The sequence below is a fragment of the Pectinatus brassicae genome (assembly GCF_014201835.1).
Classification (GTDB): Bacteria; Bacillota; Negativicutes; order Selenomonadales; family Selenomonadaceae; genus Pectinatus; species Pectinatus brassicae.
The window spans coordinates 1-12,216 of record NZ_JACHFH010000052.1; the positions used below are offsets into that span (position 1 = coordinate 1).

General features: G+C 36.9%; 12 protein-coding genes. 11 read left to right on the forward strand and 1 reads right to left on the reverse strand.

All coding sequences use genetic code 11. The features are described 5' to 3' along the window. The first annotated feature begins 128 nt into the window (after positions 1 to 128). From HNR32_RS12900 to HNR32_RS12930, 7 genes are all read left to right on the forward strand, one after another. Positions 129 to 1,430 carry an ABC transporter substrate-binding protein gene (locus HNR32_RS12900; RefSeq protein WP_183863319.1) on the forward strand — a complete coding sequence of 434 codons (1,302 nt, stop codon included), beginning with the start codon at positions 129 to 131 and terminating at the stop codon, positions 1,428 to 1,430. Positions 1,431 to 1,499: 69 nt separating this feature from the next. Beyond that, a complete protein-coding gene (locus HNR32_RS12905) occupies positions 1,500 to 2,420 on the forward strand; it encodes a carbohydrate ABC transporter permease (RefSeq protein ID WP_183863321.1) in 921 nt (306 codons plus the stop codon). Continuing rightward, positions 2,410 to 3,231, forward strand: a complete 822-nt coding sequence (locus HNR32_RS12910; protein ID WP_183863323.1) for a carbohydrate ABC transporter permease — start codon at positions 2,410 to 2,412, stop codon at positions 3,229 to 3,231. Before HNR32_RS12905 ends, HNR32_RS12910 begins: the two co-directional genes overlap by 11 nt. A gap of 17 nt (positions 3,232 to 3,248) precedes the next feature. Further along, positions 3,249 to 4,367 carry an ABC transporter ATP-binding protein gene (locus tag HNR32_RS12915; protein WP_183863325.1) on the forward strand — a complete coding sequence of 373 codons (1,119 nt, stop codon included), beginning with the start codon at positions 3,249 to 3,251 and terminating at the stop codon, positions 4,365 to 4,367. Next, positions 4,336 to 5,133 carry a sugar phosphate isomerase/epimerase family protein gene (locus tag HNR32_RS12920; RefSeq protein WP_183863327.1) on the forward strand — a complete coding sequence of 266 codons (798 nt, stop codon included), beginning with the start codon at positions 4,336 to 4,338 and terminating at the stop codon, positions 5,131 to 5,133. The genes HNR32_RS12915 and HNR32_RS12920 overlap by 32 nt, the downstream gene beginning before the upstream one ends. Positions 5,134 to 5,247: 114 nt before the next feature. After that, positions 5,248 to 6,633 carry an aminotransferase-like domain-containing protein gene (locus tag HNR32_RS12925; protein WP_183863329.1) on the forward strand — a complete coding sequence of 462 codons (1,386 nt, stop codon included), beginning with the start codon at positions 5,248 to 5,250 and terminating at the stop codon, positions 6,631 to 6,633. A gap of 104 nt (positions 6,634 to 6,737) precedes the next feature. Further along, on the forward strand, positions 6,738 to 8,003 hold the full coding sequence (locus HNR32_RS12930) for an L-cysteine desulfidase family protein (protein WP_183863331.1): 1,266 nt from the start codon (positions 6,738 to 6,740) through the stop codon (positions 8,001 to 8,003). Positions 8,004 to 8,072: 69 nt separating this feature from the next. Here HNR32_RS12930 and HNR32_RS12935 read toward each other — a convergent pair whose 3' ends face one another. After that, positions 8,073 to 8,702 carry a GntR family transcriptional regulator gene (locus HNR32_RS12935; RefSeq protein WP_183863333.1) on the reverse strand — a complete coding sequence of 210 codons (630 nt, stop codon included), beginning with the start codon at positions 8,700 to 8,702 and terminating at the stop codon, positions 8,073 to 8,075. Positions 8,703 to 9,643: 941 nt separating this feature from the next. Here HNR32_RS12935 and HNR32_RS12940 point away from each other — a divergent pair. From HNR32_RS12940 to HNR32_RS12955, 4 genes are read left to right on the forward strand one after another with little or no spacing between them, the layout of a single operon-like run. Beyond that, a complete protein-coding gene (locus HNR32_RS12940) occupies positions 9,644 to 9,850 on the forward strand; it encodes a hypothetical protein (RefSeq protein ID WP_183863335.1) in 207 nt (68 codons plus the stop codon). A gap of 54 nt (positions 9,851 to 9,904) precedes the next feature. Then, positions 9,905 to 10,267 carry a NifB/NifX family molybdenum-iron cluster-binding protein gene (locus HNR32_RS12945; protein WP_183863337.1) on the forward strand — a complete coding sequence of 121 codons (363 nt, stop codon included), beginning with the start codon at positions 9,905 to 9,907 and terminating at the stop codon, positions 10,265 to 10,267. A gap of 1 nt (position 10,268) precedes the next feature. Next, positions 10,269 to 11,132: a nucleotide-binding protein gene (locus HNR32_RS12950; RefSeq protein WP_183863340.1), complete on the forward strand. Its 864-nt coding sequence runs from the start codon at positions 10,269 to 10,271 to the stop codon at positions 11,130 to 11,132. Continuing rightward, positions 11,110 to 11,961 (forward strand): ATP-binding protein, encoded by an 852-nt coding sequence (locus tag HNR32_RS12955; RefSeq protein ID WP_183863342.1) that lies wholly within the window; start codon positions 11,110 to 11,112, stop codon positions 11,959 to 11,961. The genes HNR32_RS12950 and HNR32_RS12955 overlap by 23 nt, the downstream gene beginning before the upstream one ends. Positions 11,962 to 12,216 lie beyond the last annotated feature (255 nt).

Sequence of the window (12,216 nt, forward strand, 5' to 3'; positions counted from 1 at the left end):
GACGTAACCTTTGCTACAAATCACTAAAATTATTGTAGCATCAGGATAACCTTTATAACATAAAAAAATAAGCTTTGTAAACTGGCGGATATCTGCTTACAAAACTTATTATACGAGGGGTATAGCAAATGAAAAAAAGCATTTTGAAAATGATAGCAGTCGGCTTATTGGGAACTTCTCTGTTGACAGCTGGCTGTGGCAGCAGTACTAAGGCGGGAGAAAGTGCCAAAAATGGCAAAGTAAAGATTGAATATTGGCATTGTAATGCCGAAACGCAGGGCGGCAAAACAGTAAAAGAACTTGTGAATAAATTTAACGCCCAAAGCAAGGATGTAGAGGTTGTTGACAGGTATAACCCGGATATGTATAAGGGGCTTATGCAGAATTTGCAGGCAGAAGTTGCTGCTGGTCATTCGCCGGCGGTAGTACAGGTAGGTTGGGCATTTCTTGATTATTTTTCTAATAACTTCAGCTATACGCCACCACAGGAAATTATTGATAAGTATGCACCACAGGATAAAAAATTCCTAACGGATAATTTTTTGCCAAATATATTGGCATTGGCTAAAAATGGCAAGGGTGTGCAGGTGGGAGTGCCATATTCATTGAGTACGCCGGTTCTTTATATTAATAAAGATTTATTACGTAAGGCGGGTCTCGATGAAAATGGGCCGAAGACATGGGAAGAATTGATAAAGTTTTCTAATACAATAAAAGAAAAAACAGGCAAATATGGATTTTATATGCAGGAGCCTGCTGATAATTGGGCTCAGCAAGCCCTTATTGAAAGCAATGGCGCCAGAATGATAACTGATGGCAAGGCTAGTTTTGCGTCAAATGATGGGATAAAAGCATATCAGGCTTATGCTGATATGGTAACGAAATCAAAATCAGCTTTGCATATATCTTGGGATCAGGGAGTGCAGGCATTTATAAATGGCGATGTGGCAATGCTGTATACGACTATTGCCCAAAGAGCCAATGTGCAGAAAAATGCCAAATTTGCTGTCACGGCTGTAAGCTCACCAGTATGGCAGGATAAAACTAGAAGACTGCCGGCAGGCGGCTGTTTTCTGGCAATAACGGCACAGGATGACAAACAGAAAAAAGCAGCATGGGAGTTTATGAAATATTTATACAGTGTGGAATCAATGGCTGCATGGACCAAGGGAACCGGCTATGTACCGCCACGTAAAGGTGTTGCCGAAGATCCGAATGGACTGAAAGATTTTATGGCTAAAAACCAAATGATGCAGGCTGCTATTGCCCAGATGGATAGTGTAGTGCCATGGGCTTCTTTCCCAGGTAATGCTGGGTTACAGGCTGAGCAGCTGTTGCTTGATGCCCGCGACAAGATTTTGGGCGGCAGTGTATCGGCGCAGGAGGCATTGACACAGGCTCAGGCCAAGATAAATAAACTACTTAAATAATATTAAAAATGGTATGGCTGGCAAAATTGTTTTCCAGCCATCATTTTTATTTTTGAGGAGAGTAAATGTATGGAAAATATATTAGACAGACTGATAGTAGGGAAAAAAAATAAGGCAAAAATAGTATTGCTGCCATATACATTGCTTTTTCCGGCAGTGGCAGTATTTCTAATTTTTATGTTCTATCCGTTGTTTTACACAATTTATCTAAGTTTTTTGGATTGGAATATGATAAGCCCATTAAAACAGTTTGTTGGCTGGAAAAATTATATAACGCTGCTGTATGATCCATTGATGCCGGTAATTATAAAAAATACGCTTGCTTATATTGTGATATTACTGGTACTTAATTGTATTGCACCATATATTTTGGCATTTATTTTATCCTTTGTAATACAACGCGGCCGCAATTTTTATAAAGGGGCATTTTTTTTGCCTAGTGTTATTTCATTGGTGGTGGGCTCTATTTTATATTTATGGATATTAAATCCAGTAGGAGGACCTATCGCTATTATTGCAGATTTTGTGGGAATTACTATACCAATATGGACTAAAACACAGGGAATGGTAATTGTGGTACTTAGTATAATAACTACCTGGAAAATTTTTGGCTATAATTTTATTGTCGTTTTTGGCGGAGTTACAGGCGTGCCTCAGGAAATAATTGAAGCTGCCCGTATGGATAATGTGCCGCTGCATAGGATTTTTTGGGATATTGTTTTGCCGCTGAGCAGTGCTACAGGAGTATATATTTTTATAATGACAATAGTGCAGGGGCTGCAATATGTATTTACACCAATAAAGGTAGTGACACAAGGCGGGCCGGATAATGCCAGTTCTAATGTTATTTATAATGTATATCAGGAAGGATTTTTGCTATATCATACAGGCTATGCTTCGGCATTTTCGTTAGCAGCAATGCTGATTTTTATAGGACTGCTGGTTATTGAATTTAAATATGTGGAAAAGGGTATTTACTATGAAAATTAGTGGGAATATAAAATACCATATTGTATTAATAGCGGCTTTATTTATATCATTGATGCCGATAATCTTTGCTATATCAACATCGTTTAAGGAACTTAGTGAGGCGTATAGTAATGTATTGGGCATTATTCCCATTAAGCCAACATTGGATAATTATTTGCGGGCATTTAATGGTCTGCCTTTAGGCCGTATAATTTATAATACTTTTATTGTTGCGGCAGTAGTTACAATTTTTAAGATAGGCACGAGTCTGCTAGCGGCGTATGCCTTTGTTTATTTTAAATTTCCCGGTAAAAATATACTGTATTTTTTATTAATAAGTACAATTTTCATTCCGTTCACGATAACGATGATTCCTAATTACCTGCTTGTTGCCCAAATGGGCTTGCGTAATAACATAATTGGCGTTATTTTGCCGCAGCTCAGTGATGCTACAGGAATTTTTCTTATCCGACAGGCCATGCGTTTAATTCCCACTTCACTTATTGAGGCGGCGCAGCTGGAACAGGCCAGTCATCTTCAAATATTGTCAGGAATTGTATTGCCGCTAATAAGGCCGGCGGTTATTTCTACAAGTATAATGTTTTTTATTAATGCATGGAATGAATATGTATGGCCGGTGCTAATATTGAAGGATACAAGCAATTATACACTACCGCTGGCACTGCAGCTGTTTATCAGCTCGGAAGGCGGTACTGATTTCAGTATGGCAATGGCGGTAGCTGTGATTACGATGATAATACCACTTGGCTTGTATCTGGTATTTCAAAGATACATTATTAATACATTTACATCTTCTGGAATAAAGGGATAGAAAGGCAGGTTGTAAAAATGAAGGAAATCATTTTGGAAAATATTTGTAAGGTTTATGGAAAAAATGAAATAATTAAAAATTTGAATTTTAGTATAAAACCTGGTGAAAAAATTATTCTTCTGGGAGCATCAGGCTGTGGTAAGTCAACAACGCTGAGAATGGTGGCGGGACTGGATGATATAAGCTCCGGTAATCTATATATGGATGGACAGCGTGTGAATGATATAGTCAGCGGCAAGCGTGATATCAGTATGGTATTTCAAAATTATGCACTGTATCCACATATGACTGTAGCTGATAATATTTGCTATGGTTTAAAAATACAAAAATTAACTGATTTGGAAATAAAAAGCCGATTGCAGGCGGTTGTGAAAATGTTGGAACTATATGGGCTGGAAGACAGAAAGCCTAAAGATTTGTCAGGTGGTCAAAGACAACGTGTGGCTTTGGCACGGGCGGTTGTAAAGCGCAGTGGTGTATTATTGCTTGATGAGCCGTTATCGAATCTTGATGCCCAGTTGCGGGTACATGCCCGTAAGGAACTCATGAAAATCCATCAGGCTTATAGCCAGACATTTATATATGTTACACATGACCAGGTTGAAGCAATGACATTGGCAGATCGGGTGGCTGTATTAAATAAAGGAAGACTGGAAGTAATTGATACGCCGCAAAATGTTTATAATAATCCGGCTAATGTATTTACCGCTAAATTTATTGGTTCGCCGGGCAGTAATATATGGCCTGCCCATTATCAGGATGGATATGTCCATATAGGTAAACAAAAGGTAAAGCTGCCGGAATTTTGGAATGCCTATATTGGACAGAAAAATCAGCGGGAATTTTATTTGGGTATCAGGCCGGAACATATGAAGATTTATCATGAACAAAAAAATAATACTTTTATTGGCATAATAAAATATATAGAAACATATGGTAATCAATGTGGCGTGTATTTTATGGTGGAAGGCTGTGAGGGCATTATATTATGCGATAATTTTTCATTGAAGCCAGGGCAAAAAATATATTTTTCGCTGGATAGTAAAAAAATACATTTATTTAGTAAAAAAAATGAAAATAATATTGGCTATCCGGAGGCATATTATGACAATTTATATAAGTACCAATCTGTATGAAGCAAAGCAATTGCCGGACATATTTTCGCTAGTAAAAAAAATGCCCATTCCGGTAGGCATAGAACTTTTTCCCGAATGGCAAAGTACAATTTTTGAACAGGTGATTGAGGATTATTTAGTTGATTTTAAAAAATATAAAATATCACTGCATGGTCCTTATTATCAGACTGAGCATAGCAAAAAAGCTGGTACAGCTGAATATCAACGCTCTATGCAATATTTTGCTAAAACATTGCAGCTTTCCAGCGAATTTGGCAGTAAATATATTGTTTACCATAATAATAACTGCAAGGTTTTGCCAGATATAAAAAAAGAGATGATAGCCAATAGCATTGAAAATTTAGCATTGCTGAGAAATAAGGCCAGAATGTATAATGCACAAATAGTTGTAGAAAATGCTGGAGTAGCGGCATATAATAATATGCTGTTTAACCAGCAGGAATTTATTGAGATGGCCAAGAGCATACCAGAAAAAATTTTGCTTGATATTGGGCATGCTAATGCTAATGGCTGGGATATAAAGACTGTTATGCAGGAATTAGCTTATAAAATAGCAGCCTATCATGTGCATAATAATAATGGTTGTGATGATAACCATAATAGAATACTGGATGGAACCTTAGATTTTCCATTATTTCTTAGCTGGTACAAACAATATACACCGCAGGCGGATATTGTAGTGGAGTATGGTAAGCAGTGCGCAGTGGATATTGAAGGGATTATAAGTGATGTAAAAAATATTTATACAAATATTCAATATGCATAAAAGACGGAGTCAGGCAGGGGACTCTGTCTTTGTTTTTTTACACTGCAATTTTAAAGAAATATTGCACATGGATAATGAATGGTATACAGTTAAATAAAAACGGTGGGGGTTATTATGCCGATAAATTCATTTATTGATTATCCAATGAGCTGGCGTCCGGTGATAGAAAAAAGAGGCGCAATTTATAAAAATCTGGCTCAGCAGCTGGAAAATGATATAAAAAGCGGTGTTCTCAGGCCGGGTACGAAGATGCCGCCGCAGCGGGAATTAGCCGATTTTCTTGATATAAATTTAAGTACGGTTACGAAGGCTTTTAAGATATGTATATTAAAAGGACTATTAAGTGCCAGCGTTGGCAGTGGTACGTATGTGTCTTATGATGCCATGGCTAATATGCATCTTTTGCCTGATATGAAGAGCCAGCAAATCATTTCTCTGGGGGCAACAAGACCAGATGATAATTCTTATGGACAGTTGCGCAAACAATTGCAAAAAATGCTTAAAGAAGAAAATTATGCCAAATGGTTTGACTATGCGGATGCGGGGGAAATGAACTGGCACAGACAGGCGGGGGCATTACTGTTAAAAAGGGAAGGCTATGCTGCACCAGTTGAGGATGTGTTTTTGACGAGCGGCGGGCAAAATGCTTTAATGGCAGCATTATGTTCTGCCTGCCAATATGGTGATAAAATTGCGTCTGATCCGGAAACTTATCCGGGGCTGAAAACGGCAACGGCAATGCTGGGAATAAAATTGGTGCCGCTTGAACATTGCAATGGTGAAATAACAGAGGATAGCCTTGTTTATGCATGTAAGCATGATAATATCAAGGCCGTTTATTTGATGCCGCAGTATCAAAATCCGACTACGCATAATATGTCGGAAGGGCTGAGGCGTAAAATAGTAGAAATAGCAAAAAAATATAATTTATTAATAATTGAGGATGGTACTTATAATTTATCGGTGGAGAAAAAATTACTGCCATTAGCGTCGCTTTTGCCGCAGCAGACATTTTTTATTGCCGGATTATCAAAGGCATTATCACCAGGCTTAAGGTTAGCCTATATGGCTGTTCCAAAAGCGTACCATCAACAGGTGCGAAATGCTTTATACAATATGGCGGTTAATGTTGCGCCGCTTATGAGTGAGCTGGCAGCACGGATGATAGTTTCCGGTGATATCGATATAACTATTAAGCAGCACCAGCAGGAAAATAAGCGGCGCAATGCTTTGGTGAACGACATATTAGCTGATTTTACCTGTTATGGTGATGAAAACTGCCTGTTTCGCTGGCTGCTTTTGCCGGGAGAATTAACAGGTGAACAAATGGAAGCACTGGCTTTAAAAAAAGGTGTGCAGGTATATGCGGCTGGTCGTTTTGTTGTTGGCAAAAGTATACCAACCAAAGCAGTACGGCTGTCGATATGTGCACCACAGTCGGTTGCAGAATTAAAACGCGGTTTAGTTATCTTGCGTGATATTTTAAAAATATATATGTAAAATTGTATGCCATACAAATAAATACTTGTATGGCATTTTTCTTTATGCTATGCTCAATTTAACAAATAGAGTGTTGTTAGAGGAATAGGCAGGGAGTAAAGAAAATGCAAAAGGCACAATATGATAATTATATAAAGATTTTACGGGAAGATTTATTAACAGCAATGGGCTGTACGGAACCTATTGCTATAGCTTATGCAGCGGCAAAGGCCAGAGAGGTTTTAGGTATAATGCCGGAAAAAATGACAGCACGCTGCAGCGGCAATATTATAAAAAATGTTAAAGGCGTGGTAGTACCTAATTCCGGTGGACAAAAAGGCGTAGCAGCAGCGGCTGTTCTTGGGGTAGTAGCCGGAAATGCGGATTTAGAGCTACAGGTAATAAGCGAAGTTACTGCCGCTGATATTGATAAAGCTAAGGCATTATGTCAGCAAGGTATATGCAGCTGTGAATTGCAGGAAGATGAAGATAACTTATATGTGCGCATTGAAGTTTTTGCCGAAGAAAATAATGCTGCTGTTGAAATAAAAAGCAAGCATAACCATATTGCCAGAATTGAAAAAAATGGGCAGGTGATATTCTCCCAGCCAGATGTTATTTTAAGTAAGGTGGGTGATAAGTCAGAGCTTACTATTGAACAGATAATAGAATTTGCAAATACCGTTGATTTGTCTGATATAGAAGATGTTATAGCCCATCAGATTGAATGCAATAGTGCTATATCGCAGGAAGGATTGAAACATGAATGGGGAGCGCAGGTAGGACGTACACTTATGGCCTGCAGTGGTGATGATATCAGAATAAAAGCGCGGGCAGCAGCGGCAGCCGGCTCTGATGCCCGTATGAATGGCTGTGCACTGCCGGTAGTAATAAATTCCGGTAGTGGCAATCAGGGAATAACCTGTACGATGCCAGTCTTGATTTATGCCGAAGAGATGAAGGTCAATAAAGAAAAATTATATCGGGCGTTAATTTTAACTAATTTAATATCAATGCACCAAAAGTATTTTATTGGCAATTTGTCAGCTTATTGTGGTGCTGTATCGGCAGGAGCATCGGCTGCCTGCGGTATAGCATATTTAAATGGAGCAGATAGCGATATAATCGGCAAGACTTTGATAAATGCTTTGGGCAATGTTGCCGGTATTGTCTGCGATGGGGCAAAGGACTCCTGCGCCGCTAAAATATCGAGCGCTGTTGATGCGGGAATAATGGGGTATGAAATGGCCAGACGTGATTTGGTATTCCCATTTGGTGAAGGTGTAGTGGAAAAAGATTATGAAAGAACAATTAAAAATATTGGCAGAATCGGTAAAGATGGGATGAAATCTACCGATGTAGAAATTTTAAATATTATGATTGGTAAGTAAATACAGAAAAAATGGGATCAGACGATAATTTATCATCTGATCCCATTATTTTGCAGTGAAGATAATAGTTTACGATACTTCTTCAGCGCTGGTGGATAAAAGAAAATGCCCAATATCTGCTTTTAAGATATTTATGGCGGTATCAATTTCATCTTTTTCTAGGTAGTCGAGTATAGCTAAATGCAGACTGGTGGAAGCGTAATGTTTGCTCTGAACAAAGAAAATAGTTTGAATAGATAAGGCTTCCTGCAATAATTTATAACAATAGTCATTATTGTAGCTGGCAAATAGTTTTAAGTGAAACAGGCAGTTATAATGCCAGCGTCCTATAAAATCATTAGTGGCACAGGCATCATAGGCTTGGCATAGTTTATGCAATTCGGCAATAGTATCAGCTGAAATAAATGAGTAAAAAGTTTTTAAGAACGATGTTTCCAAGGCGTTGCGGAAACTGGTAATGTCACGCATTTGCTGAATGCTGGGAGCGGTTATTTTATAACCCTGCCGGGGAATGCTTGATAATACAGCTGTACCAGTTAGCTGCATTAAGGCTTCGCGGATAGGTGCGCGGCTTACATTATATTTTTCCATTAAAAATTTTTCGGTGATAATTGTATTGACAGGATATTTGCCATGAACGATATCAGTGAAAATATCATTATAAATTTGTTCCTTTAAAGTATGTCCATTGTTGTTCATATGTACCTCTTTATGTATTAGTAGTGTATTTAAGACTAATGGAGCGGGCATATCTTAATAGTTGTATTTCTACAAAGGGCGAATATTCCCTCTAAAAGATATGATAAGAATTATAAATAAAAATAAAAAATTAGAAGGAAAAATGGTGATGTGATTAATAATAAAAATATAAGTACTAAATAAAAGAATAATATTATCAATAATTTAAAAAAAAATTACGGCTATTCCTAGTTAAATATTAGGTTTAGACGAAATACTTACAAAAAAACATATTAGTAATTATAATGAAAATTAATAATATTATATATAAAAAGAAAATATTAAAAAAATATTGCATGAATAATTTTTTTGTGATATGATTACAAAAAAGAAAGCAATATGATATAGAATAAATGTTTTCATCATCATTTATTACTTATATAGAACGATTTCGGTGCAGCTAAATGCGCTAAAAAAATATGATAAAGTATAAATGGTGATAAAATACAGCTGGAGCGATGGGACTTGATTGTAGTCCGCTTATTTTATAATAGGCAGGATGAGTTCATAACATGGCAATTTTGGAAAAAATAATTAGAATATATTATATAACTTAAGCGATTTTTTGCCAAAATTGCATAATAATTATGGGAAATATGCTGAGATATTTTCTCAATCAGGGAGCAAGCTCATCGCTGCAGCCTATATAGAAAAGTGTTAAGCTATTTTTATTTTATGCTGAGTGATTAAAAAAATATATATTTATGCTTTTAAGAAAAAGACCGTTGAACAGGTTGTATGCTGTTCAATGGTCTTTTTCTTATGGGAAAATAAAACATATATTTATTATTGACATATGACATTAATTTGCTATAATAAAAATATAAATGACATATGTCGATAATGAATTGCGATTTGCAAAAATATGTCATGTTTTGTTTTTATATACGGAGGTGTTTATAATGCCAAACAGAGATGGAACAGGACCTGATGGAATGAATGGCTGTCGTCGCCAGACGATACAAGATAACCAAAATACTGGTATGTCGTCAGCAGGAAGATGTGGTCAGGGAAAAGGCATGGGCAAGGGGCGTAATGCTAATAGAAGTCAAGGTCAAAGTCAAGGCCAGGGAACGGGAAACCGTATGCAGCGTGGCGGTAATCGCTGATGATAAAAGAAGGCAGGACATTTGTCCTGCCATTTACTAAAAAAGGGGTAAAATATGAAAATAGCAATACCGGCAGAAGATAAGAATATTGAAAGTAATGTAAGCCAAACTTTTGGCAGAACTAATTATTTTATTATATATGATATGGAAGCAAAACAAATGGAGACGTTAGATAATTCAGCTATAGCCAGTCAGGGCGGTGCTGGCATTAAAGCTGCCCAGCTTGTTTTAGATAATGGAGTACAGGTTTTAATAGCACCGCAATGCGGGCAAAATGCAGCTGATGTATTGGCTGAAGGTGATATTAAAATTTATGCAAGTATTGAAGGTACGGTTAAAGCTAATATTGATGCATATACAGCTGGAAAATTAGTAATTATGAATGATATCCATGCGGGATATCATGGAGGAAAATAAGATGAAAATTGCGGTACTAAGCGGCAAGGGTGGTACCGGAAAAACATTGGTATCGGTTAATTTGGCGGCAGCTGCCGGGCAGGCAGTATATGCCGACTGTGATGTAGAAGAACCTAATGGTGAGCTGTTTTTTAAATCAAAAAAATTAAAGAGTGAAGCTGTAAAAATAAAAATACCGCAAGTAGATGTAAATAAATGTAATGGCTGTCGAGCTTGTGTTGATTTTTGCAAATTTAATGCTTTAGCATACATAAAAAATAGAGTATTTGTATTTGAAGAATTATGCCATTCCTGTGGCGCCTGCATGCTGTTGTGTACCCAACAGGCAATAACAGAAAGGGAAAAAAATATAGGGCAGATAGAATATGGTCAATCAAATGGCGTAGCCGTCTGTACGGGGATCATGAATGTAGGTGAGGCATCGGGAGTTCCAATAATAAAACAGCTACTGGCTAAAATAAATCAATATGACAATGGGGACAAGTTTATTGATTGTCCACCGGGCAGTGCCTGCACGGCGATGGAAAGCATTAAAGATGCTGATTATTGTGTGTTGGTAGCGGAATCGACAGTATTTGGTTTGCATAATCTTAAGATGATTTATAAATTGGTTAGCTTTTTTTCGAAAAAATTTGGTGTTATTTTAAATAAATATGATAAGACAATAGATAATCCAATTGAAAAATTTTGTCAGCAAAAAGATATAAAAATATTAGGCAGAATTCCCTATGATGAAAAGATTGCCCAAATTAATACAGCTGGTTTAATTTTAGTAAGAACAGCTACGGAATATGAAATAATGTTTAAACAGTTACTACAGACAATTACAAAGGAAATAAAAAATGAGACAGCTATTGATTCTTAGTGGTAAGGGTGGTACGGGAAAAACTACTATTGCCGGTGCACTTATCCATTTGAGTAAGGCAATGGCAATGGCCGACTGTGATGTTGATGCACCTAATCTGCATTTGATAACTAAAATGCAAAATGCACCGGAAACAGAAAATTTTTATGGCATGGATAAAGCCGTTATTGATACAGATAAATGTGTTAAATGCGGTAAATGCAGACAAATCTGCCGTTTTGATGCCATAAAAGATGACTGTACTATTAATGCTTATGAATGTGAAGGGTGCGGTGCTTGTCAGATTGTATGTCCAGTTGGAGCGATAAGCTTACAGAAGTTTACTGCTGGTAAAATGGATTTATATACAAATGGACGAATATTTTCCACAGCTGAATTGAAGATGGGCAGCGGCAATTCCGGTTTGTTGGTAGATAGTGTAAAAAAACGTTTAAAGCAGGCTGCAGAGGACAAATTATTTGCCATTATTGATGGTTCGCCGGGAATTGGCTGTCCGGTTATTGCATCATTAAATGGTGTTGATATGGTACTGGTAGTTGCAGAAGCTTCAATTGCCGGTGTTAATGACATGAAACGTATTATAGCAACAGCACAGCGATTTCGTATAAAGATAGCTGTATGTATTAATAAATACGATGTTAATTTAGAGCAAACTAAACAAATTGAAAATTTTTGCATTGAGGAAGATTTATTGCTGGTGGGTAAAATTCCTTTCGATAAAGAAGTTATCCGAGCTGTTAATAATAATATTTCGATAATGGAAACCGAATGCGAAGCCAGTAAGGCAATATTTGCAATATATGATAATATAAAAGACTTTTTTGCTTAATAATATGGGTTTGCACAGGCAATTCGTAAGATTGCAGTACCGTGTAGATACAGCGGGAAGGTTTTCCCCCATAAAAAAGCCATAGCCTGAATTCTTAAATGATTAGGGAAAATATTAATATATAATTATTGGAGAGTTAATTATATATTAATAGTAAATAACTCAAACTTCGCAGTCGTGAAATAACCTGTGTACCTTGAAAATTCAATAATAATTGGTATAAAAATAGCATGATCCTCTCGTTTTTAGTATAAT